Annotated in this window: 26 protein-coding genes; 15 read left to right on the top strand and 11 right to left on the bottom strand. The window is 55.6% G+C overall.

Features of this window, described 5'->3' with window-relative positions:
• Nucleotide 1 precedes the first annotated feature (1 nt).
• Entirely contained in the window at nt 2-703 is a 702-nt protein-coding gene (mrkB, locus tag CWM54_RS11640) for a type 3 fimbria chaperone MrkB (RefSeq protein WP_061153388.1), read from the bottom strand.
• A gap of 95 nt (nt 704-798) precedes the next feature.
• Nucleotides 799-1,407, bottom strand: a complete 609-nt coding sequence (mrkA, locus tag CWM54_RS11635) for a type 3 fimbria major subunit MrkA (RefSeq protein ID WP_008806369.1) — start codon at nt 1,405-1,407, stop codon at nt 799-801.
• Between the two features lie 715 nt (nt 1,408-2,122).
• On the opposite strand from mrkA, the gene CWM54_RS11630 reads away from it, so the two are divergent.
• Complete coding sequence (locus tag CWM54_RS11630) at nt 2,123-2,332, top strand: DUF1471 domain-containing protein (protein ID WP_002916131.1); 210 nt, start codon at nt 2,123-2,125, stop codon at nt 2,330-2,332.
• Between the two features lie 95 nt (nt 2,333-2,427).
• Here CWM54_RS11630 and CWM54_RS11625 read toward each other — a convergent pair whose 3' ends face one another.
• Complete coding sequence (locus CWM54_RS11625; RefSeq protein ID WP_100697153.1) at nt 2,428-3,324, bottom strand: EamA family transporter; 897 nt, start codon at nt 3,322-3,324, stop codon at nt 2,428-2,430.
• 81 nt (nt 3,325-3,405) lie between these two features.
• Between CWM54_RS11625 and CWM54_RS11620 the strand changes: the two genes are divergently transcribed.
• Nucleotides 3,406-3,912: a MarR family winged helix-turn-helix transcriptional regulator gene (locus CWM54_RS11620; RefSeq protein WP_100697151.1), complete on the top strand. Its 507-nt coding sequence runs from the start codon at nt 3,406-3,408 to the stop codon at nt 3,910-3,912.
• Here CWM54_RS11620 and CWM54_RS11615 read toward each other — a convergent pair.
• From CWM54_RS11615 to yehD, 5 genes are all read right to left on the bottom strand, one after another.
• Complete coding sequence (locus tag CWM54_RS11615; RefSeq protein ID WP_100697149.1) at nt 3,909-4,865, bottom strand: nickel/cobalt transporter; 957 nt, start codon at nt 4,863-4,865, stop codon at nt 3,909-3,911. The genes CWM54_RS11620 and CWM54_RS11615 overlap by 4 nt on opposite strands.
• Nucleotides 4,866-5,019: 154 nt before the next feature.
• On the bottom strand, nt 5,020-6,009 hold the full coding sequence (locus CWM54_RS11610) for a fimbrial protein (RefSeq protein WP_100697147.1): 990 nt from the start codon (nt 6,007-6,009) through the stop codon (nt 5,020-5,022).
• 12 nt (nt 6,010-6,021) lie between these two features.
• Nucleotides 6,022-8,502 (bottom strand): fimbrial biogenesis outer membrane usher protein, encoded by a 2,481-nt coding sequence (locus tag CWM54_RS11605; RefSeq protein ID WP_100697145.1) that lies wholly within the window; start codon nt 8,500-8,502, stop codon nt 6,022-6,024.
• Nucleotides 8,503-8,514: 12 nt separating this feature from the next.
• Nucleotides 8,515-9,198, bottom strand: coding sequence for a fimbria/pilus periplasmic chaperone (locus CWM54_RS11600; RefSeq protein WP_061153383.1), 684 nt, complete (start codon nt 9,196-9,198; stop codon nt 8,515-8,517).
• Between the two features lie 61 nt (nt 9,199-9,259).
• Nucleotides 9,260-9,802 (bottom strand): fimbrial protein YehD, encoded by a 543-nt coding sequence (gene yehD / locus CWM54_RS11595; RefSeq protein ID WP_061153382.1) that lies wholly within the window; start codon nt 9,800-9,802, stop codon nt 9,260-9,262.
• Between the two features lie 351 nt (nt 9,803-10,153).
• On the opposite strand from yehD, the gene CWM54_RS11590 reads away from it, so the two are divergent.
• The gene (locus CWM54_RS11590; protein ID WP_061153381.1) at nt 10,154-10,399 is read left to right on the top strand and encodes a hypothetical protein; all 246 of its coding nucleotides are present in this window, start codon (nt 10,154-10,156) and stop codon (nt 10,397-10,399) included.
• A gap of 408 nt (nt 10,400-10,807) precedes the next feature.
• Here the strand turns inward: CWM54_RS11590 and CWM54_RS29400 are convergent, their stop codons facing one another.
• On the bottom strand, nt 10,808-10,936 hold the full coding sequence (locus CWM54_RS29400; RefSeq protein WP_264753724.1) for a hypothetical protein: 129 nt from the start codon (nt 10,934-10,936) through the stop codon (nt 10,808-10,810).
• 313 nt (nt 10,937-11,249) lie between these two features.
• Here CWM54_RS29400 and fimB point away from each other — a divergent pair, with 313 nt between their 5' ends.
• The 10 genes from fimB (at nt 11,250) to CWM54_RS11530 (ending at nt 21,398) form a co-directional block, all read left to right on the top strand.
• Complete coding sequence (gene fimB / locus CWM54_RS11580; RefSeq protein WP_061153380.1) at nt 11,250-11,852, top strand: type 1 fimbria switch DNA invertase FimB; 603 nt, start codon at nt 11,250-11,252, stop codon at nt 11,850-11,852.
• Between the two features lie 468 nt (nt 11,853-12,320).
• The gene (gene fimE, locus CWM54_RS11575) at nt 12,321-12,929 is read left to right on the top strand and encodes a type 1 fimbria switch DNA invertase FimE (RefSeq protein WP_074387636.1); all 609 of its coding nucleotides are present in this window, start codon (nt 12,321-12,323) and stop codon (nt 12,927-12,929) included.
• A 480-nt stretch (nt 12,930-13,409) separates the two neighbouring features.
• The gene (gene fimA, locus CWM54_RS11565; protein ID WP_061153378.1) at nt 13,410-13,958 is read left to right on the top strand and encodes a type 1 fimbrial major subunit FimA; all 549 of its coding nucleotides are present in this window, start codon (nt 13,410-13,412) and stop codon (nt 13,956-13,958) included.
• A 70-nt stretch (nt 13,959-14,028) separates the two neighbouring features.
• The gene (locus CWM54_RS11560; protein ID WP_133123758.1) at nt 14,029-14,565 is read left to right on the top strand and encodes a fimbrial protein; all 537 of its coding nucleotides are present in this window, start codon (nt 14,029-14,031) and stop codon (nt 14,563-14,565) included.
• Nucleotides 14,566-14,614: 49 nt separating this feature from the next.
• Nucleotides 14,615-15,319, top strand: a complete 705-nt coding sequence (locus tag CWM54_RS11555; protein ID WP_165785924.1) for a fimbria/pilus periplasmic chaperone — start codon at nt 14,615-14,617, stop codon at nt 15,317-15,319.
• A gap of 80 nt (nt 15,320-15,399) precedes the next feature.
• Nucleotides 15,400-18,015 (top strand): fimbrial biogenesis usher protein, encoded by a 2,616-nt coding sequence (locus tag CWM54_RS11550; RefSeq protein WP_100697141.1) that lies wholly within the window; start codon nt 15,400-15,402, stop codon nt 18,013-18,015.
• A 10-nt stretch (nt 18,016-18,025) separates the two neighbouring features.
• A complete protein-coding gene (locus CWM54_RS11545; RefSeq protein ID WP_100680726.1) occupies nt 18,026-18,553 on the top strand; it encodes a fimbrial protein in 528 nt (175 codons plus the stop codon).
• Nucleotides 18,554-18,580: 27 nt separating this feature from the next.
• Complete coding sequence (locus tag CWM54_RS11540; RefSeq protein WP_074194464.1) at nt 18,581-19,066, top strand: fimbrial protein; 486 nt, start codon at nt 18,581-18,583, stop codon at nt 19,064-19,066.
• A gap of 17 nt (nt 19,067-19,083) precedes the next feature.
• Complete coding sequence (locus CWM54_RS11535; protein ID WP_012540615.1) at nt 19,084-19,989, top strand: fimbrial protein; 906 nt, start codon at nt 19,084-19,086, stop codon at nt 19,987-19,989.
• Nucleotides 19,986-21,398, top strand: a complete 1,413-nt coding sequence (locus CWM54_RS11530; protein WP_100680725.1) for an EAL domain-containing protein — start codon at nt 19,986-19,988, stop codon at nt 21,396-21,398. Before CWM54_RS11535 ends, CWM54_RS11530 begins: the two co-directional genes overlap by 4 nt.
• Nucleotides 21,399-21,440: 42 nt before the next feature.
• On the opposite strand, the gene CWM54_RS11525 is transcribed toward CWM54_RS11530, so the two are convergent.
• Entirely contained in the window at nt 21,441-21,713 is a 273-nt protein-coding gene (locus CWM54_RS11525) for a GNAT family N-acetyltransferase (protein ID WP_002916201.1), read from the bottom strand.
• 11 nt (nt 21,714-21,724) lie between these two features.
• Nucleotides 21,725-21,955: a 4Fe-4S mono-cluster protein YjdI gene (yjdI, locus tag CWM54_RS11520; protein ID WP_012540613.1), complete on the bottom strand. Its 231-nt coding sequence runs from the start codon at nt 21,953-21,955 to the stop codon at nt 21,725-21,727.
• Between the two features lie 206 nt (nt 21,956-22,161).
• Here yjdI and CWM54_RS11515 point away from each other — a divergent pair, with 206 nt between their 5' ends.
• Together CWM54_RS11515 and mdtN are read left to right on the top strand one after the other, a co-directional pair.
• A complete protein-coding gene (locus CWM54_RS11515; protein ID WP_008806389.1) occupies nt 22,162-22,434 on the top strand; it encodes a YtcA family lipoprotein in 273 nt (90 codons plus the stop codon).
• 6 nt (nt 22,435-22,440) lie between these two features.
• Entirely contained in the window at nt 22,441-23,466 is a 1,026-nt protein-coding gene (mdtN, locus tag CWM54_RS11510) for a multidrug transporter subunit MdtN (RefSeq protein WP_008806390.1), read from the top strand.
• Nucleotides 23,467-23,476: the final 10 nt, after the last annotated feature.

Below are 23,476 nucleotides of genomic sequence, written 5' to 3'. Positions count from 1 at the left end.
CTTATTTAACGGCCACTTTCACTGCGACATCGGCGCCATAGTCATTAATGTTGTTAACGGTCAGGGTTTCGCCGCGGTTGACGGCGGAGGAGAGTGCTACCGTCTGGCTGGACTGCGGCGCCAGCATCACGGTTTTGCTGTTCAGGGCTTTACCGCCGTCGCGGGAAATACGGCTGACGGTAATGTAGAACGGCGTCGGGTTGTTGATGGCGAGACTGCTGCCGCTTGCGGTAAGCACCAGCTTCTCGGCCGCTGCATCGCGGTTGCCCAGTCCGGCAGGACGGTAAATAAATTTAAAGCGGGAACGGATCGCCAGCTGCAACACGTTCTGGCCTTCATTTTTCTGATCGGCCACCACTGGCGGAATTTCCAGCAGATTCAGCCACCACAGTGTCTCTTTATCTTTTGCCAGACCGGCGCTGCTGCCGAGCTTAATACGCAGCGTCTGGCCGCTTTTGGCGTCAACGCGCGAGATCGGCGGGGTGATAATAAACGGGGTGGTAATGGTATCTGGTGTGGCATCGGCGTCGCCATTATCCAGCCAGGCCTGTGCCAGTGCCGGACGGTCGGCGTTATTTGAAAGCTGTACCGTTATTTCTTTTTCATTTCCTGGATAAATAAAGCGGGTACCGTTAACAATAATGTTGTTGGCATGGGCCGCAAAACTAAAAATGAAACAGAAAAAAAGGGCAATACGCTTCATGCTGACCTCAGAATAAAAATACAAGCGGCGGACATCGCCGCTTTATTATTGTTATTAACTGCCCCATACCGGGGCAGTTTTATTTTCTGGCGGAATTACTGATAGGTAATTTCGTAAGTCGCGTAGCTGTTGACCACACCGGTGGTTACTGTGGTCGGTGCGCTGGTCGCATAACCAACGTAGTAGGTGAAACGCGCGCCATCGGCTACAGCAGCAGCATCGCCTTTCGCTTTCGGCTGAGTGCTGTCACCCGGGATGATTTTGTTGGTCAGCGCGGTGGCGTTGTCGGTAGACAGCACCAGCTGGATGTTCTGGGCACCGGAAGCTTCGGTGTTCGCCAGGTAACCCTGCTGTTTGCTGGTTGCGCCAGCCAGCAGGTTACCGCCGGTCCAGTTCACGCCCAGTTTGGTTACGTCATCCTGTTTGGTGCCGTCAGCAGCCTGGCAGTTAGAGACGTCAATGGTGAAAGATTTCGGTTTCAGGTAAGTATCCGCTGCTGCCGCTTTAACTTCAGTCAGGGTTACCGGAGACAGGTAAACGTTCGCATCGCTGCCCTGGCCGTTAACAGAAACAGTACAGGATACATCGGTAACTTTACCGAAGAAATTAACCTGGCCGCCGCCAACATTGGTATCAGCTGCATGGGCAGCAGTCATGCCAAAAAACGCGGTTGCCATTGCTGCAGAGAGAAGAACCTTTTTCATTGCCATTTCCTTGTCAGAGTGAATTACGAATCAATGAGCACACTGTGAATTCGCATAGAACCAGAAACATCAGGCGATGCTGATTTATGCCACTGCTAATAGAATCTTCGACTGACCGGGAGCCGCAATATTTAAGGCGTCAGGTGACGAACTTAAAAATATAAGTTCGCTGGTGCTATCGGCGTCAAAGAATGCTATTTATTCGCCGACAAATATACATTTGTTCACGTTTCATTAAGTTATATAACAGATATCAATCAACTATTAATAAATGGTTATTGATAGGTGAAAACGAGGCGGTAGTTGTTTACAGCGCAGGAAGTCTAACGCAAGACCATAAGAGAAATGACCGTAACAGCATGCCGAAAAAGCCGTCGGGAAGCCATCGCGATAAGTCTGAATCCGTCCTGAAAGTGGTGAAAATAGCACCAATTCATTCACGCGCTGAATGACGTCAGCGTGAATAAGGTGCATTCCACCCCTGAACGTGAGCAGTCCGTCCGATATCCCCTTCCAGAGATAAATATTTAATCCATTGTTTTTAAAGTAAAAAAATAAATTCATTCATCTCTTTGTCATCTTTTCATCATCTCACCGCCATAAAAATGTGATCTAAATCGCACTTTTTGCAACGCATGTTATAGTTAGCAGACTTATTATAAGTCCATCGAAAGCAAACGCGCTTTCCACCATAAAAGTTAAAAGGACAAACACCATGAAAAACGTAAAATTACTCGCCGCTGCCGGTATGCTCTCCCTGGTTTCTTTCGCTAGCTTCGCTCATCCGGTGAGCGTGACAGCAGATACCCTGGACAGCGCAGAAGCGAAAATCGCGACCATTGCGAAAGAACAAGGCGCTTCCTACCACATCACCGAAGCGTACACCGGCAACCAGGTCCATATGACCGCCGAGCTGTCTAAATAAGCGAATGGTTGCAGAGGGAGCTGCCGGACAGGCCGCCTGCGGGTGGCTGGTCTGGCTCCCGCCGCCCACCCCGCACGCAGCAATGTCGAGCCCCGTTATGGGGCTTTTTTCGTTTTTGCTCCCGCCGCCTGGCGCGCCAGCGCTCGCTGGATAGACAGCACGCTCGCCAGCACCACGATCAACCCCACCAGCGCCACCCCCTGGATCTTTTGTCCAAGGAAAATCCATCCCAGCACCACAGCGGTCACCGGGCTCAGCAGACTCATCGCCGACACCGCCACCGGCGAGAGGCGACCAATCCCCCGGAACCACAGGCCATAGGCCAGCATGGCGCCCGCGACGCACAGCCACAGATAGCCTGCGACCTGCAGCGCTGTCACCTGATGCAGAGGGGGGTCAACGATCAGCGCCACCGGGGCCAGCACCACTCCCCCAATCGCCAGCTGCCAGCCGGTCAACGCGACAATCGGCAAGGAGAGCGCCCAGCGGCGGGAGAGCCAGGTGCCCAGCGCCATACTGATCGCGCCGAGAAACGCCGCGCCGATCCCCAGCGGGTCGAGGACGGTGTGCGGTGACAGCAGCAGCATGGCCATACCGAGTATGCCGGCGATGGCGGAGAACACCGCCAGCCAGGGCGAGCGCTGCCGGTCAACGCACCAGGCGAGGAGCATCACCAGCAGCGGCTGGATTGCGCCAATCACCGCCGCTAAACCGCCGGGTAAGCGATAGGCCGCGATAAACAGCAGCGCCTGGAAAGCGCCGATATTTAAAATGCCGGTAACGATAAGCTTCGCCCACTCGCCGCGCTGCGGGAAGCGACGGCTCCAGATCAGCAGGGCGATGCCTGCCGGTAACACCCTCAGCAGCGCAGCGATAAATGGCCGATCGGGAGGAAGGAACTGGGAGGTGACGATATAGGTCGTCCCCCAGATAGCGGGCGCCAGCGCGGTGAGCAGTAAGTCGATCATCAGACTACGTGAGAGAAAAGCCATGATTTTATCTTCACTTCAAGCTAAATTGGTGACTGAAGTATGTACCGACAAGTATCTTGACATCAAGACAAGTGAGCACTGATGGACAAATCACCCGCGATCGACGCCGTGGATCGCATTCTCGCCCAGTGGCAGCGGGAGCGACCGGATCTGGACTGCAGCCCAATGGGGCCGATAGGCCGCCTGAAACGATGCGCCATGCTGCTGGAGCCGCAGGTGGAAGTGGCCTTTGCGCGCCACGATCTGGTGCGCTGGGAGTTTGATATGCTGGCGACGCTGCGCCGCGCCGCCCCCCCTTTCACTCTTTCGCCGACCCAGCTCTTCTCCACGCTGATGATCACCTCCGGCACCATGACTCATCGCCTGAAGGCGCTGGAGAAACGCGGATTTATTACCCGCCTGCCGAACCCGGAGGATGCCCGCAGTATGCTGGTCGCCCTGACGCCTGTCGGGCGTGAGCGGATCGATCAGGCGGTGGAGACCCATGTCGATAATGAACGGCAGCTGCTGGCAGGACTCAGTGACAGCGAACGCCTGCAGTTGGATCAGGCGCTGCGGGTATTGATGCACCTGCTGGAAAGTCGTTAACAGCCGGCGGCGATAAAGTCGCCGTTGGCGCTGATCGGCACCACGGTGAAAAACAACCCGGCGGCAAAGAGGATCAGCGCCAGCCCGCCGAGGATCTTCACCAGCGGCACCAACCAGGGCCGCGGACGCCTCCCCACCGTCAGCCTGTTGACCGCCCGGTGGCGGGCATAGTGCACCGTCAGTGACAGCGCGAGGATCGAAAGTCCGGTACCCAGCGCCATGGTCATCACCGCGGCGATGCCCCAGCTGACAATCCCCAGCGCGTTGGCGAACAGCAAAATCATGATTGCCCCGCTGCAGGGGCGGGCGCCGATGGCCAGCACCACGCCAAGGCGTGTCTTCCAGTCGGCGCCGTGCAGATCGTGCCCCACGCCGTGGTGGCCGCAGCCGCACGAGGCATCATGCTGATGCGCCGGTGTTATGGCGCGAATCACTCTCTTGCCTGGCCCCAGGCTCTGCAGCGCGCGAAAGATAATGTAAATTCCAAAGACGCCGATGGTCAGGGCGCTGATCTTCTCAACGTACCAGCGGCTGGCGCTGAGATCGCCGGCGGCCAGATTCAGTCCTACCGCGAGAATAAAGACAAAGAGGATGGCGCTGACGCCCTGCAACAGGCTGCCGAGAAAGGGCACCACCCGCGCCGCCGTCAGGCTCTCCTGGTTGGTGCTCAGGTAAGTCGTGACGATAAACTTGCCGTGACCCGGCCCGATGGCGTGCAGCACGCCGTAGAGAAAGGCGCCCACTAACAGCCAGACGCCGCCGCTGTACTGGTGATTATTCAGCAGCAAAAGATACATCACCAGATAGCGATGTAAGGTTATTTGGGTGGCGAGGCACCACTGGAGAAAATCGCCCCAGTGGCTATGCAACATGGTGCCGGCCACCAGCAAAAGGAGCCCGCCGCTCCCGGCCGCCAGCAGGCGCCAGTCGCGCTGCGCAATCGGAGTATTCATCATTATGCCATTGCGTAAAGAGGTTATCTCACCGGACGGCGAACTCACGTCCGGCGAGCGGTCTGTCTGCCCTGTCGGCCAGGGAAAGCGATATGCCGCCCCTGACAGATAGAGATAACATTAGCCTGGGCTGGCGTCGACAGGCAAAGCGGGGTTAGTTGTTGTTGACCACGATGATGACCCGGCTTGTAATCTCTCCGGTACGAATATTCTCGCCATACTTCATTGGCTTGATATTCAGTGTAATCGGGTTTTTGCCGTGCACGGCTTCCTGTGGCGTTTCGTACAGGTAGCCATTGTCATACTGGATATCCGCGCCGTTGGCATCCTGAATATGGAACCCGACCTCACCGGCGCCGGTGGCAGATAATTCCTCATCGTTAGCTAACACCTGACCGTTTTTCAGTCCCGATGCGCTCCTGAACGAGTACTCAATCTTGCCCGGCGTCAGCTCCAGCACACCGGACTCCCCCTGGCGACAGTCGATATTGATCACCTCCGGACGGTACGCTACGGTTCCCTGTTTAATATCGATGAAATTATATTCACCCATTTTGATTTCCGTCGTCGGATTCTCAAAACCACAGGTCATCACGTTGATTTGCAAAATGATATGATAAATATAGGTAATGGGGATATCGGTGCACTCTTTATCCTTATTCTGACAATATTTTAGATTGAGTTTATAACTTACCGTAAAGGGCTGACCGGGGGTGATGACCGGCCTGCCTGCGACCTCTCCCTTACTGATGGCATAGCTAATCGAGGCGGTATCATTAAAAATGTCAGACAATTTATAGTGGATTTTTTCGGTCAAATCTGTACCGGAAAGATTATGCGGCGACAGGTCGAATTTAATTTTATATTTTTCGTGGCCCACCAGGAAATTATACTCGGTGCTGTGCTGCGCCTCTCCTGTCAGGGTAATCACGACGTTCTGTAATGACTGACAAACAAACAGCCAGTCATCATTGGTAAAGGTGCCTTCGCGTAACGCCAAAGTACCGGAGAGGGTGACGGGTTTGAAAATATAGGTACCGTACCCCTCAATCCCTTTCTGGATATGACTGGTGTTCAGGTCGCAGTTCCCCGCCCAGGCGCCAAAGGTACTGAAGGTGAATAGCAGAAACAGTAGCCATCTCATCGTAATATTCCTTTACCGGCAGACATAGGTCTGCTCTTCATCAATGGTTTGTTTAAAGGTGATCGTGCAGTACTGATTATTTGCTTTATCAACAGCCACTTTCAGCGTCGACGGAACAGTATCCGTGCGGATGTATAATAAGCTGCCCTGGCCCACGACCCCGACATTCTGCCCCTGGTTATCCTCGATTTCATAACCAAACGGCAGCGGCTCACCCGCGGCTTGTCGGGCATGAATCAACCACGGCTTACGCTGGTCGGTATCAAAGTGGCTAACCACCACAGCGCCCCGATACGGGGCCACCATTTTCCGGTTGCCTTTCAGTTCCGTCGTACTGTGGGAATCCGACACATCCAGCATCAGGGCGTTTTCACGGAACGGAGTGAGGTTGTCGTAAAGCACGATCCCTTTCCCGTTGGTGGTGCGGTATTTCTGACCATTGACATAAGCCCCCTCCAGCCCCGGCGCCTGCAAAATCGCGAAGGTGTCTGATAACCGATTCGCCAGGCTGACGCCCCCGGACCAAAGCACCACGCCCCCGGAGAGGCTTCCGCTGGCCTGGGTGTAGTTTGACGACTGGCTGTAACTACCGCTCAGTGTGGCCAGCGGGGCATTCCAGGTGAGGTTAGCCCCGGCAGCGGTTTCATTATTTTGCTGCTGATGACTGAGATTAACCCCGTAGCTGAACTGATCGCGGGAGCCGGCAATGCCGTTCAGACCGATGTTATTGGAGGCAAAGCCACTGTTATCGAAGGTGGTGGAGTTAGACAGATTCAACCGACGACGCGGCGCGCTCAGGTCGTCCCCCCAACTGAACGGAATGGAGAAATAAAGATTAAATCGCTTATCCTGGTGATGATATTCGTCATAGGTTTGGCTGGCCGATAGCGTATAGGTCAGCCGCTGCCAGGTATTCGAATAGCCGAGCTGATAATCTTTATTGCTGCCGCTTTTTCCCCAGTAGTCGCGCCACAGGGCGCTCAGGGAAATCGCGCCATAGCCCGCCGGAAGCGCCTGGCTCAAACTGGCCGACAGGGAATTTTTCCTGCCGAAATCATATTGATAATAATCGGCAATATCGTAGACATCATTTTCGTCACGGTGATAGTGGGTTCTGTTCTTCGCCCACACGTGATCGTTAAAGGTGCGGTAATCCCGGCTGGAATAGCGGTAGGCCGCCAGGCCAAAACGGGTCTGGGTTGGCGTCAGGAATTTACTGTAAGCCACCTGATAGCTTTGACCATCATAGGTGCCATTATCTTGTTCGCTATGCGATTGGGTGGCATCGACGGAAATAGCGCCGAGCCGGGTATTCCAGCCCGTTCCGAGGGTAAAAGCAGAATAGTGATTCGACAGCATCGAACCACCGTACAGCGTCAGCAGGTTGTTCAAACCATACTGATAGGTCCCCTGGATAAAATCAGCCTGCCGATCGGCCCCCTCAATATGGCTGCGTCCGGCAGCAAGATCGTATTTCGAGACACCTGCCTGCAGCATGTTGGGAACGGAAGAAAAGGGCACCAGATAGCTGGTGATCGTCCCGTCAGCTTCTCTGATGCTCACGTCAAGGTCGGCCCCGCCGCCGGCCATCTGTAAATCAGCAATAGCAAAGGGACCGGGCGGCACCTCTTTCTGATAAATGACAAAGCCATTTTGCTCAATGGTGACCAGGGCATTGCTTTGCGCAATCCCCTGAACGATCGGCGTAAAGTTGCGCCTGGAGTTGGGCAACATCTGCATATCGCGATATAAGCGCACCCCGCGAAAGCGCACGGTGTCGAAAATATCGCCTGATGTGTACATATCCCCGGCGCGAAGCGTACTCTCTATCTCGCCGAAGCCTCTCTCCAGATAAAGCGTGTTACTTTTCCACTCACCGGCGCCAGAATCATTGTTGTTATAGCTGGCGTCAGAGTGCAGTTGCCATCCCAATAGATTTAAACCGCTGGTAAAACGGGCAAAGGTACTTTTGTTATTCCCGGCGCTTTTATAATCGCTGTAATACTGACTGGCATAATAGGACGTATAGAAGGCATTGACCCCGCGGTCCCAGCTTTCCGGGGAAGCATAGCCTGCTTCCAGTTCATTAACAAAAGCCTGCGGGACAGTGAGCGCGAGGGTCAGGGTGGAGATATCAAAATGATATTTCCCCCCCTGCACAGCCTCGCGTAGCGTGATGCATTGCGCCTGGTTCTTATTGTCCAGCCCCTCGGCTTTAATACCGAGCTGCTGCAGTTGGGAGTGCGACAAGCAGCTTTCCCCTGGCTGCTCCTTCACCGTCAGGTCATACTTCCCACGCCACTTGTTATTGACATACACATCCAGGTTATATTCACCCGCAACCGGCGCGTCATCTGTAAACTGATAGTGACTGTCTTTGACCCCTTTCATTCCGCCGAACATAAAGTTGGTATCAAAGGTTTCTTCTGCCGCCAGAGCTTCAGCAAATAACGATGCTATAATCGCCAGGGCAAGTGATGTCATCCTTAACATAACCACCTCTTTTTATTTTACGCCGATGCTATCACTAATATAATTTCCATGATCATCAATAATCGTTATATTATATTGTCTGGCACCAGTGCCACTGAGGGTAATCATTTGTTGTGAAAATGGCGCCAGCATAATAGCCTTACTGCTTGCCTTCACATTATTCATTTTAATTTCAGGGATCGTGATCCAGTTTGCACTGTTATTTTTAACCAGTACATTTTTGCCTTTTTGCTGCAGGCCTAAATGATGAAAACTGGCCTGCGTAACGCCAGCGACACCTTCCGGGCGATAAAACAACTTAATTCGGTTTTGGATCGCAAATTTCACCACATTCTTACCATCGTTCACGCTGGCATTGGGTGGGATATCGAGGACATTGAGGTAAAATAAACTTTCCTGGTTTTGCGGTAACGTATTGGATAATGCTTTTATTTTAAGCTGCTGACCGGTATTGGCTCTAACGCGCACCACCGGCGGTGAAATAAGAAAAGGAACGCGGATATTCTCCGGAGCAATGGAAGTATTACCGTCGTCGATCCACGCCTGTACCAGGGCGCCGCGATCGCCGCGATTCATTAACTGCACCATCACCTCATTTTTACCGGCCGGATAAATAACGCGCGTCCCATAGATCACAATACCCGCCTGCGCGGGGATAATGAAAAATGTCAGTAGCAGCAGAATGAATCCTTTCATCTCTTTCACTCCATGTAAACAGAGACCCGGCGAACGCCCTGCGTCTCGCCGGGTGACAACATCACTCGGTTACCACGGTCAGCGTAAGGGTTGACTCAACATCGCCCTGGGTGACTGCGTTACCTGCGGCCACCAGCGCATACTGCGCTGAAAAATCAATGGTATATACACCGTTCTCATCAGGATCCCCATTAAGAGGAATCAGCGAGTTGGCGTTTAGTTCGGCGTTATTCGCTGTCACCACAAAGCCGACGCCGGATGCGCCACCCGCTACGGTATTTTTAGTGATGTTCGGGTAAGTCGTATCAAACTGGTTACGTGCCAGGCTGATTTTCGGCGCAGTACCGGTACATTTTAATTTTAATGGCACCGTGGTGCTGTTTTTAATCCCGGTATAGGTGGCGCCGGCATTGAGACCAGCAAGACTTTCCTGCCCGACCTGGTTCATCGTAATAGTGGTAGAGTTGTTGCCGTCAAGAAACTGACAAGTGGTACCCACAACGCGTCCGGTGATAATAACTTCACCCTGGTCAGTATCCGCAAAAGCACCGGCACTCATAAATACGGTAGACAGGACTGCTGCAGCAACAGTTAAACGCTTCATAAAATAGTTCCTTTTATTTGTTTATCCATTTGGTTTGTGAGATGAGAAAAAACTCATGAGTTAAATATTGCACGCGATTTAACCATTCACAACATGCTTATTTAATTCACTTGACCAATATCAAGCCAAATAATTCATTATGTCTACGACTCATCCAAAGGCCATAGTGTTTATATATTGTTAAAAGACAATAAAAACATATACATCAGAAACAACTGAACTCCATTTAATAAAAAACAAAGTTGCCACAGACAACGATGCATTTTGTGCTATCCTCGCTTAAACCATATGATAACTTTATAATTAGCTGCTAATTATTTATTGTGTTTATAAAAACAGAAGGCCATCCTAATGAAAAAAGGCTTACTTGCCCTGGTCTGCGTCGCGCTGCTGGTGCCATCGCTTTCGGCGCAGGCGACCTGGCGCGGCGAAAAGCGCCAGGACGCCCGCGATATCCGTCAGGATAGTCGCGAGCAAGGTCGTGATACCAAGCAGGAATGCGTCCGCAATAACAATCAAAGCAACGCCAGCTGCCGTCACGATAAACGGGAAAACCGCCGTGAAGGTCGTCAGGAAGCACGTGACGAAAAATGGTGAACCTGCAGGCTTCGACGTCTCCAGGACGTAAGTCCTCCCGCCGCCGGAGCCTTTAACGCCCCCTCATACTTCAGCTGTCTGGCTGACGTTTTCTGCCTGCACCTTATTCTTAGCATAGAGCAGAATATTCCCACCTAATCGTCAGACATTATCCCGATACTCATGATGCCCCCTTTTCTTCCAGCCCACTGATATCGCCGCTACCGGCGCTTACCGTGCCTGATTCCTATCAACTTTACTCCCCTTTAGATTAAGCTTATTTTCTGAAATACAGCGTAAAGTGCCCTCATACAGACAATGGCTATTATCCCCAGGCTTTTTGCAGTATGGTTTAATCGCTGTTGTAGTTTTGCAGTGAATGCTATCCAGACGATTCAGTGTTGTATTCTGTCTGAGACGTTTCTCACGCTATTCCCGGGCGTTGTCGGCGCGGGAGAGTGCTTTGCTGGCGAGATGTTGCCCAGCATGCAGGCAATAAATCATGACGGCATTGATGGCCGTCTTGCCGTGGCCGGAAGCCCGTGCCTTCATCATCATGCGGGCATCATCAAGAGGATCAGGGATGTACAGGACGTGGAAACCACCAGGAAAGCGACGCCACTTCAACCCGCTAGCCCTTTCTTTACCCTTCAGCTTGCGGCGTCTTATCGTTGGTAATGGAGATAGCCTATGATACCGCACGCTCACTCAGCGATAACGTTCAGATTTTGCCTTCACCCGGTGAAACGCTTTCGCATGAGATTAAAACGTTATCAGCACGCTGCTTCAAAATAAAAAGGCTGTCGAATTTAACAATGACCTGACGCAGGCCTGGACAGAGAAAAATATGCCTGCAATAAAAGGGAAAACCATGACGAATAACGCCGATATAAAAAAAAGGAACTTCCTGACTCAGAATGAAATCGAGTCTTTACTTAAAGCCGCCGATACCGGCCTCTATGCCGCACGGAATTATTGCCTGACATTACTATGCTTCATCCATGGTCTGCGAGCCAGCGAGATCTGCCGTCTACGAATATCGGATATCGACCTTGCTGCCCGATGTGTTTATATCCATCGGCTCAAAAAGGGGTTTTCGACCACTCATCCGTTGCTGGAGAAAGAGATCCACGCCCTAAAGCGATGGCTGGCCATTCGCAACAGCTGGCCGCAGGCAGCCAGCGAATGGCTGTTTCTCTCCCGCAAAGGTAATCCCCTTTCACGCCAGCAGTTTTATCAGATTATCGCCTCATCAGGGGATCTTGCGGGATTACCGCTGGAGATCCACCCGCACATGCTGCGCCACTCCTGTGGCTTTGCGCTGGCCAATATGGGGATCGATACCCGTTTGATCCAGGATTACCTCGGGCATCGCAATATCCGCCATACCGTCTGGTATACCGCCAGCAACGCGGGGCGCTTCTATGGCATTTGGGACAATACGCGCGACAAACAGCGATCGTCTTTGATCTAATAACCTTGACGCCACGGATGGCGTTGTCCCGCAACCTGCCCGAAAATTAAAATATGTATTATCATTAACCCTGCGTTAATTATGCTTACTGTTCCCGCAAGTTCTTATTTATTCTCTCCAGCTCCGCGCCAATTTAACCCTGCGTTCATTCTGGATTTGGCCAAATTATTTATTGCTCGAACAAAATTTCTGCACCGCTTTTTTCAATTGCAGTACGTATCAGAAAAAAGTCCTTTTAATTTATGCACCTGGCGATAACATCTATAGATGCTATTGAGACAACCATTAAAATCTTTAAAATTAAGAATTATCGCCCGGCGATATTTTTAGTATCAGTCAATGTAATGTGCTATCTATTCGTGGTTAATCAACTTCACCCTACAACGTTTTAGCATTACGTATTCTTTTCGTCATGGCGTAAGGTTTCGCCGTGACGGTCATTCATCCCCTTTTTCAGGAGCCAATATTGTGAACCGACGTCGTTTTCTTACCGCCAAAGAAGTTCAGGCAATGATGCAGGCCGCTCGTCAGGGACCCACCGGCGAACGGGACTACTGTCTCATCCTGCTTGCCTTTCGTCACGGCATGCGCATCAGCGAACTGCTGGATCTGCACTATCACGATCTGGATCTGCATGAAGGACGGGTCAATGTGCGGCGGCTAAAGAATGGTTTTTCGACTATTCATCCGCTGCGCTTTGATGAGCGCGAGGCGATCGAACGCTGGAGTCTGGTCCGCGCCGGCTGGAAAGCGGCGGCAAAAACCGACGCGCTGTTTATCTCTCGTCGCGGAACGCCACTCTCACGCCAGCAAGCGTATCGTATTATTCGCTCCGCCGGCGAAAATGCGGGCACCGTCACGCACACGCACCCCCATATGCTGCGTCACGCCTGCGGCTATGAACTGGCGGAAAGAGGTACAGATACCCGTTTGATACAGGATTATCTGGGACATCGTAATATTCGTCACACGGTACGCTACACCGCCAGTAATGCGGCACGTTTTGCCGGAATTTGGGAAAGAAATAATCTTTTAGAGGAAAAAGGCTTGCAACAGAAAAACGATTTAACTGATTGATTTAATGCAATATAATTAATTGCGAACAGGTCAATTGGGGCCAAACTGTTTATATCATAAAAATGTTTTGTAATGTTTTGCAACTCACTGCGCCATATTTCTGCAGAAAAAATCATATTCTATTGATTATTATGTGTTTTTAATCCCTCAATCACTCACTTTTCTCTCATCAGATTCCAGCTGCACCGGCGATCCTTCGCCAGCACCATCGCTATACCTTTCGCACTCCCCCCCACTACGCCAGATAATATAGCCATAAAAAACCAATTACACAGAATTTAAAACCACAATAACGCCAAAGTAAAACTAAAAACAGGTCACTTATCCCGACGAGTCAAAATGGCCCCAATTGTCTCATCAGTTGGGTGAAAACTGTGCAGAGCCGGCAGCCTGACTACTCGGCTGAAATCTGAAATGCCTGGAAGGCACATCGGCTGCAAATCCGGTTCGTTATTTCGACATCGTTCAAAGGAAAACAGTATGAAAATCAAAACACTGGCAATGGTTGTTGTGTCAGCCCTGTCTCTGAGCTCCGCGGCGGCGCTGGCCGATACCACCACGGTCAACGGCGGGACAGTGCATTTTAAAGGGGAAGTCGTCAATGCGGCCTGTGCGGTGGATGCCGGCTCTATCGATCAAACCGTCCAGTTAGGTCAGGTGCGTTCCGCGAAACTTGCCACCGCGGGTAGCACCAGCTCCTCCGTCGGTTTCAACATCCAGCTGGATGACTGCGACACCACAGTGGCGACCAAAGCTTCCGTCGCTTTCTCCGGTACCGCCATTGACAGCAGCAACACCACCGTTCTGGCACTGCAAAACTCTGCCGCTGGCGGCGCAACCAACGTTGGCGTGCAGATCCTCGACAACACCGGCACGCCACTGGCGCTGGACGGGGCCACCTTCAGTGCCGCGACCACCCTGAATGACGGCACCAACATTATCCCGTTCCAGGCGCGTTACTACGCGACCGGCGCAGCGACCGCCGGTACGGCGAACGCGGATGCCACGTTCAAAGTGCAGTACGAGTAAGGCCCGATCCACGCAGGGAGGCAATCAGGGCCAGGAGGGCCCGCTCTCTATTTCCAACTGGAGTGAAACGATGCAGGGAATGAAATCAGGTCTGCTGCTGCTACTACCCCCGCTGGCCCTGGCCGGTAATCAGTGGAACGTCACGCTGCCTGGGGGCAGCATGCGTTTTCAGGGCCTGATTATGGCGAGTTCCTGCCGCGTCGAAGCGGGCGATCGGCAGATGACGGTCAATCTGGGGCAGATCAGCAGTAACCGATTTCATGATGTCGGGGAAGACAGTAACCCGATCCCTTTCGCGATTCATTTACAGGATTGCAGTACCGCAGTCAGCCAGCATGTGGGCGTGACATTTCACGGTGTGGCTGATGGTAAAAATCCCGATGTGCTCTCGGTGGGCGAAGGCCCGGGGATCGCCAGCGGGATTGGCATTGCGTTGTTCGACAGTCAGGGCCAGCAATTGCCGCTCAATCGTCCGCCGGATCGCTGGGTGCCGCTCTACCGCGGACCGACGACGCTCAATTTTGTCGCCAAATATCGGGCGACCGGACGCCAGGTCACCGGCGGCGCGGCCAACGCCCAGGCCTGGTTCTCATTGACCTATCAGTAATTAATCCGCAGACAAACAGGACAACACGGTGAGCAGACAAGGAGATAACGTGAGAAAAATGGCAACGACGACACGCGGCATACTGGCGGGATGTTTACTTTTCGTCGCCGGTGCGTTGAGCGCCAGCGCGCAGGCGGGTGTTGCGCTTGGCGCGACCCGGGTTATCTACCCGGCGGGACAGAAACAAGTCCAGCTCGCGGTGACCAATAATGATGACAACAGCACCTGGCTTATTCAGTCATGGGTGGAAAATGCCGATGGTCAGCGAGACGGCCGGTTTATCATCACTCCCCCGCTGTTTGCCATGCAGGGCAAAAAAGAGAACACCCTGCGCATTATCGACGCCACCAATAACCAGCTGCCGCAGGATCGGGAAAGCCTGTTCTGGATGAACGTGAAGGCGATCCCCTCGATGGATAAATCCAAGCTCAGCGACAATACCCTGCAGCTGGCGATTATCAGCCGCATCAAGCTCTACTACCGTCCGGGAAAACTGGCCCTGCCCCCGGATCAGGCAGCGGAAAAGCTGACCTTTAGCCGCAGCGGATCGTCGCTGACGCTGACGAACCCAACCCCTTATTACCTGACGGTGACCGAACTGAACGCCGGGACGCGCATTCTGGAAAACGCCCTCGTGCCGCCGATGGGCAAAACCAGCGTCAAGCTGCCCGCAGATGCCGGGAACACCATCACCTATCGCACGATTAACGATTACGGCGCGCTGACGCCGAAAATGAATGGCGTACTGCGTTAACCCAGAGAACCCCGCCGCGCGGGCCACGCTGCGCATGACCAGAAGCACTGACAGCCGGGCAACGTCGGACCGGAGGGATTATGTCACATCGAAAATATGGACTGGACCATTGGGGTTGCCGAAGCGCCCGGCGCCTGATTACTCCGGCGCTGACGCTGTGGCTCTGCTCACTGCCGTTTGCCGCGCGGGCGGACCTCTATTTTAACCCCCGCTTTTTAGCTGACGATCCGGCGGCGGTGGCTGACCTGTCGGGATTTGAAAAAGGCCAGGAGGTGCCTCCAGGCACCTATCGCGTCGATATTTATCTCAACAATGGTTTTATGACCACCCGGGACGTCACTTTCCAGGCGGATGCGCAGGGCCATGGTATGTCACCCTGTCTGACGCGCGGCCAGCTGGCGAGCATGGGCGTGGATACCGGTCGGGTACCGGGCATGGCGACGCTGGACAGCGCAGCCTGCGTGCCGCTAACGACGCTTATCAGCGAAGCCACTACGCGCTTTGACGTTGGCCAACAGCGTCTGTATCTCACCGTGCCTCAGGCATTTATGGGCACCCGCGCGCGCGGCTATATTCCGCCGGAGCTGTGGGATGACGGTATCACCGCCGGGCTGATTAACTATAACTTCACGGGCAATAACGTCCATAACACCACGGGTGGCAGCAGCCGTTACGCCTATCTGAATCTGCAGAGCGGCCTGAACGTTGGCGCCTGGCGTCTGCGCGATAACAGCACGTGGAGCTACAGTAGCGGCAGCGGCAGCGCTTCCTCCAGTGAAAACCGCTGGCAGCACGTTAACAGCTGGCTTGAGCGGGACATCACGCCTCTGCGTTCGCGACTCACCCTCGGGGACAGCTATACCAACGGCGATGTCTTCGACGGGATCAATTTCCGCGGCGCCCAGCTGGCCTCGGACGACAATATGCTACCGGACAGCCAGAAAGGCTTCGCGCCGGTGATCCACGGGATCGCCCGCGGCACGGCGCAGGTGTCAATCAGGCAAAACGGCTATGAAATCTACCAGAGTACGGTGCCACCGGGGCCGTTTACCATCGACGATCTCTACGCCGCGGGCAATGGCGGCGATCTGCAGGTCACGATTAAAGAAGCGGATGGCTCCCGCCAGGTCTTCAGCGTGCCCTGGTCAACGGTGCCGGTGCTGCAGCGTGAAGGCCATACCCGCTTCGCCCTCACCGCCGGGGAGTACCGCAGCGGCAACAGCCAGCAGGAGACGCCCGATTTTTTCCAGAGTACGGCCATGCATGGCCTGCCGGCGGGCTGGACCCTGTACGGCGGCACTCAGCTGGCGGACCGCTATCGCGCCTTTAACCTTGGGGTGGGGAAAAATATGGGCTATTTCGGCGCCCTGTCGCTGGATATCACCCAGGCCAACGCCACGCTGGCGGACGACAGCGAGCATCAGGGGCAGTCGGTGCGTTTTCTCTATAACAAATCCCTGGATGAGACCGGGACTAACCTGCAGCTGGTGGGCTACCGCTACTCCACCCGCGGCTACTATAACTTTGCCGATACCACCTACCGCCGGATGAGCGGCTACAGCGTGGAAACCCAGGACGGCGTTATCCAGGTGAAACCCAAATTTACCGACTACTACAATCTGGCTTACAGCAAGCGCGGCAAGGTGCAGCTGAGCGTGACCCAGCAGTTGGGGCGCACCGCCACCCTCTATCTGAGCGGCAGCCACCAGACCTACTGGGGTACCGACGATGCCGATGAGCAACTGCAGGCCGGCCTCAACGCCGCCGTAAACGATATCAACTGGTCGCTAAGCTACAGTCTGACCAAAAACGCCTGGCAGCAAGGGCGCGATCAGATGCTGGCGGTCAACGTCAATATCCCCTTCAGCCACTGGCTGCGTTCCGATAGCCGCTCGGTCTGGCGGCACGCCAGCGCCAGCTACAGCCTTTCGCACGATCTCAATGGCCGCATGACCAATCTGGCGGGCCTGTACGGCACCCTGCTGGAAGACAACAACCTCAGCTATAGCGTGCAGACCGGCTATGCCGGCGGCGGCAACGGCGACAGCGGGAGCACAGGCTATACCGCGCTCAACTACCGCGGCGGCTACGGCAACGCCAACGTCGGCTATAGCCGCAGCGATGGCTTTAAACAGCTCTACTACGGCGTCAGCGGCGGCGTGCTGGCGCACGCCAACGGCATCACCCTGAGCCAGCCGTTGAACGATACCGTGGTGCTGGTGAAAGCCCCCGGCGCTGGCGGCGTGAAAGTGGAAAACCAGACCGGGGTACGCACCGACTGGCGCGGGTATGCCGTCCTGCCCTATGCCACCGAGTATCGCGAAAACCGGATCGCGCTGGACACCAACACCCTGGCAGACAATGTCGACCTTGATGATGCAGTGGTCAGCGTGGTGCCCACCCATGGGGCGATCGTCCGCGCCAACTTTAACGCGCAGGTGGGGATGAAGATCCTGATGACACTGACCCATCGCGGCAAACCGGTGCCGTTTGGCGCCCTCGCCACCGGCGACAGCAACCAGAGCGGCAGCATCGTCGCGGATAACGGCCAGGTCTACCTGAGCGGGATGCCGCTGGCGGGCAAGGTGCGGGTGAAATGGGGCGATGGCCCGGACGCTCAGTGCGTGGCCGATTATCGTCTGCCGCCGGAGAGTCAGCAGCAGGCGCTCAGCCAGCTGTCGGCCGCGTGCCGCTAAGGAGATCATGATGAAAACACTGCAGTATCTGCTGGGCGCCCTGCTCACCCTGGTGACGCCGTTTGCCTTCGCTGCCGATAGCACGATCACCATCAGCGGCTATGTGCGCGACAACGCCTGCGCAGTGGCCGGCGAGTCGAAGGATTTCACCGTCGATTTTCAGGACAACGCCGCGAAGCAGTTTTATGCCGTCGGGGCGACGACGACGCCGGTGCCGTTCCGCATCGTGCTGTCGCCCTGCGGCACTTCCGTCACCGCGGTGAAGGTCGGTTTCACCGGCGTGGCGGACAGCGTCAACACCAGCCTGTTAAAACTCGATGTCGGCGCCTCGGCGGCGGCGGGAATGGGGGTGGAAATTCTCGATCAGCAGCAGTCCCGGCTGCCGGTCAATGCGCCGTCGTCAGCCATGTCCTGGACCACGCTGACGCCGGGCCAGACCAACATTCTCAACTTTTACGCCCGTCTGATGGCCACTCAGGTGCCCGTCACCGCCGGGCATGTCAATGCGACAGCGACATTCACGCTGGAATTTCAGTAAGCGGAGGCTGAAATGAAATGGACCCACGTGGGCTGGCTGCTGGCCGGCCTGTTAACCGCGAGCGCTTCCCTGCGGGCGGCCGACGTCACCCTCACCGTCAACGGGAAGGTGGTGGCCAGACCCTGCACGGTTTCCACCGTCAATGCCACCGTCGAGCTGGGCGATCTCTATACCTTTAGCCTGATCGGCGCGGGCTCGGCATCGGCCTGGCACAGCGTGGCGCTGGATCTCAGTAACTGCCCCGTGGGTACTTCACGGGTGAAGGCCACCTTCAGCGGGACGGCGGACAGCACCGGCTATTACAAAAACCAGGGAACGGCGGGCAATATTCAGCTCGAACTGCAGAGCGAGGATGGCACCACGCTGAACAATGGCAGCAGCCAGTCGGTACAGGTGGATGAGGCCAGCCAGTCCGCTCGCTTCCCGCTGCAGGTTAGAGCCCTGTCCGTCAACGGCGGCGCCACGCAAGGCACCATTCAGGCGGTGATTAACGTCACCTATACCTACGCCTGAGCCAGGAGAGCATCATGATGAAAAAAATTATCCCCCTGTTCACCACCCTGCTACTGCTGGGCTGGTCGATGAACGCCTGGTCCTTTGCCTGCAAAACGGCCACCGGGGCGACGATCCCCATAGGCGGCGGGTCAGCCAACGTCTACGTTAATCTGACACCGGCGGTTAACGTCGGGCAAAACCTGGTGGTCGACCTCTCCACGCAGATTTTTTGCCATAACGACTATCCGGAAACGATCACTGACTACGTCACCCTGCAGCGCGGATCCGCCTACGGCGGCGTGCTGTCGAGTTTCTCCGGCACCGTGAAATATAACGGCACCTCTTACCCCTTCCCGACCACCACGGAAACGGCACGGGTGGTTTACGATTCACGGACCGATAAGCCCTGGCCCACCGTTCTGTATCTGACGCCGGTCAGCACCGCCGGTGGGGTGGCGATCACCGCAGGATCGTTAATCGCGGTGCTGATCCTGCATCAGACCAACAACTACAATAGCGACTCCTTCCAGTTCATCTGGAACATTTACGCCAACAACGACGTGGTGGTCCCCACCGGCGGCTGCGATGTCTCCGCCCGCGATGTCACCGTCACCCTCCCCGACTACCCGGGATCGATGGCCGTGCCGCTCACCGTGCACTGCGCGCAAAGCCAGCAGCTGGGGTATTACCTCTCCGGCACCACCGCGGATAGCGCCAACGCGATCTTCACCAATACCGCCTCCGCCTCGCCGGCGCAGGGGATAGGCGTTCAGTTGACCCGCAACGGCAGCGCCGTGCCGGCGAACAGCACGGTCTCGCTGGGCACCGTCAGTACCTCGCCAGTTAATCTCGGCCTCACGGCAACCTATGCCCGGACCACAGGCCAGGTCACCGCCGGCAACGTGCAGTCGATCATCGGCATCACCTTTGTCTATCAATGATGACCGATTATATCCTCTCACCCTGCTCGCTGGCCGCCCGCGGGTTGAGCCAGCTGATGCTGAACGCCGCGAAGCGGCCCGTTGAGCTGCCGGTCGAGGGCGTGTCCCTCCGGGAGCTGACCGCCGTGAAGCGGATCGTGGTGTTTCTCCCTGACGATCCCCTGTGGATGCTCACCACGCTGCGCCAGGCGGCAAGGCTGCTCGACCAGGCCTTGCAGCCGTTACCGATGTTGATTCTGAGCCGCAGCCCGGCCATCTGGCTGTGGCAAACGCTGCTTTATCAGGTGAGTCATCCGGATCGTCTGCGCAACGTCCATACCGCCCCCGCCGATCTGTCCTGCACGGAGCTGGCCGATCGGCTGGAGAACGCACCGCGACTTGAGCGGCTTGCCAGTGAAGCCGCCCTGCTCCACGACAAACGAGCCGCCGGGTTGAGCCATGCTGAGTTCAAAGTGATCCTCGCCCTGCTGCAAGGGCAGACGATAGGCGAGCAGGCCCGGCGTCTCGGATTGAGCCAGAAAACGCTCTACACCCAGCGGCTGGCCGGGGTGAAAAAGCTGGTGGAATATCACCCGCATCTGGCCCCCCGCTTTCCGCGCACGCTGCTACCGCGCTCATCCGCCAGCTCACTGTCGGCGTTTGAACAGGAATGGGTACAAGCGATCCACGATCGCCAGGTCTTCCCGGTTTTTCAACCTATCGTCGATAGTCGCTCACAGCTACAGGGGGTGGAGATCCTGATCCGCTGGCGCCACCGCGGCCAGGTTCTCCACCCGCAGGCTTTTTTGCCGCAGTTCCGCGCCGACTACGCCTGGCTGCTGCTCACGGCCTTTGTCCTGCAGGAGGCCGTGCAGAATATTAATGAGCATCCGGGTACTTTCTATTTTTCGGTCAATATTCCTTCCTCGCTCGCCGCCAGCGATAGCCTGCTGCGGATGGTGGAAGCCGCTCGCCAGCAGCTCCGGCAGACAGAGGGCGTGGAAAGGCTGGTACTGGAATATGCTGAAACCATCGATTTTCGCCGTCAGAGCCGCTCCACCGCCCAGGTGGAGGAACTGCAACGTGCTGGCGTGCGGGTGATGCTGGACGACTGCTTTTCTCAGGGGAGCGTCATTTTTCCGGCGCGTCGCCTGCACTTCAATGCTTATAAACTGGATATGAGCATCGTCAACGACGCCCAGCACGATCCAAAGGCGCTTGCGCTGATAAAAAGCCTGGCCTACTACTGCCAGTTAAGCGACAGCCGCTGTGTGGCGGAAGGGGTGGATTCGCTGGCGAAGTTTACGCAGTTAAAATCGTTGGGTATTGACCGTTTCCAGGGCTATCTGTTTTCACCGCCGATGCGGCGCGAGCATCTCCCGGATCTGATCCGCCGCTTTTCCCATCAGCGCGATCCGGCGGATCGTTGATGGCGCGAGAAAAGCGCACCGGCTGGCACCGGTGCCGGTACGTCAGGCGCGAATATCGTCGTATTCGCGGGTGTTATCGAATTCATGTTTGGCAAACGGGCAGAGAGGGATGATCTTCCGCTGCTCCTGGCGCATTTTTTCCACCACCTTCGCCACCAGCTGTTTCCCCACGCCCTGGCCTTTCAGGCTGGGATCAACATCGGTATGTTCGATAATACTGAGGTGTTCGCCGGTGGGAACAAAAACAATTTCCGCCACCTGGTTTCCCTGCGCGTCGTTAACATAAAACTTGTTGTGCCCTTCCAGTATTTCCATCTTCTCCTCGCTTATTTATGACGATAGTGCAGGGCGCCACTCGGGCAGGTATCGATCACTTTTACCACCGTTGCCACATCCACTTCATCCGGGATAATCCACGGTTTACGCTTCAGGTTAAAAAGCTTCGCGCTGCCGCGCACGCAGTTCCCCGAATGCTGACAGATCGCCGTATTAAAGTAGACGTCGATTTTCTCTCCGGTGTAGGCCCGGTAGCCCGCTTCCAGTAATTCCTTATCCATGACATTGCCTCGTTCTTTTTTTATGTTTCAGGCTAAGCATAGTCCTACACGTCGAGGCTGACTACGCGTAAGCGTGGGAATTGGCGCCTCACATCATGCTTTCCCATCGGGTAAGGATCCCGCAGTCGGCGATCCGTTGACTTTCATTCCCGCAACGAGGCGATTACACTCATCACACACTGGTATGATCACTCAGGGATGCTCTATTGAATCATATTGCCACCATCGCCCGCCCGGCGCGGTTACTGCTCGTCTTACCGCTTTCCGGCTGCTCACTTTCGCCCGCGATCCCGGTATTGGGCGCCGCGTTCCCCGGCTGGTTTTTCTGCTTATTGGGCGGGGCGTTTTTACTGATCCCCTGCCATATCCTGATTACCCGTAAAGGCTGGCAGCCACGCTTTTCTCCCCTGGTCTTCAGCTATGTCGCGCTGATGTTCCTGTTCGCCACGCTGCTGTGGTTTCTGTTTTTTGTTCACTGATCGCTTATGACAACTTCCCGCACTCCCCTGTTACGCAAAAAGTGGCCTCTGCTGGCGCTGGTCCTTGCCGCTATCCTGGCGCTGATCCTGGTTATCTGGCAGTTGCAAACCTCGCCGGAGACCAATGACGCCTATGTCTATGCCGATACCATCGATGTGGTGCCCGAGGTCAGCGGACGCATCGTGGAGATGCCCATTCGCGATAACCAGCGGGTGAAAAAAGGCGATCTGCTGTTCCGCATCGACCCCCGCCCCTATCAGGCGATGCTCGATGACGCGAAAGCGCGGCTGACGACCCTCGACGCGCAGATCATGCTGACCCAGCGCACCATCAAAGCGCAGGAGTATAACGCCCAGTCGGTGGCGGCCGCCGTCGAGCGCGCCAGAGCGCTGGTCAAGCAGACCACCTCCACGCGCACCCGCCTTGAGCCGCTGGTGCCGCAGGGGTTTGCCTCCCAGGAAGATCTCGATCAGGCGCGCACCGCTGAGAAAGCGGCGCGGGCGGAGCTGGAGGCCACGCTGCTGCAGGCCAGACAGGCCTCGGCGGCCGTGACCGGCGTGGATGCCATGGTAGCGCAACGCGCCGGGATCCTGGCGCAAATCGCCCTCGCTGAACTGCATCTGGAATTTACCGAAGTGCGCGCGCCGTTCAACGGCGTGGTGGTGGCGCTGAAAACCACCGTCGGCCAGTACGCCTCGGCGCTGAAGCCAGTCTTTACCCTGCTGGATGACGATCGCTGGTATGTGATCGCTAACTTCCGCGAAACCGACCTGAACAACGTGCGCCCCGGCGTGGCGGCGCGGATCACCGTGATGACCAACCACAACCGGACCTTTAACGGCGTGGTAGATTCGGTCGGCTCCGGGGTCCTGCCCGAAGGCGGGAGCGTCATCGAAGGGCTGCCGCTGATCCAGAAAAGCATTAACTGGGTTCACGTCTCGCAGCGCTTCCCGGTGAAAATCGCCGTCAGCGATCCCGATCCGGCGCTGTTCCGCATGGGCGCCTCGGCCAGCGCCGTGCTGCAGCCGTAGCCGGGCGACG

The sequence above is a fragment of the Klebsiella sp. D-Nf1 genome (assembly GCF_002810515.1).
GTDB lineage: Bacteria > Pseudomonadota > Gammaproteobacteria > Enterobacterales > Enterobacteriaceae > Klebsiella > Klebsiella variicola.
This window is presented reverse-complemented; position numbering and strand designations above follow the sequence as displayed.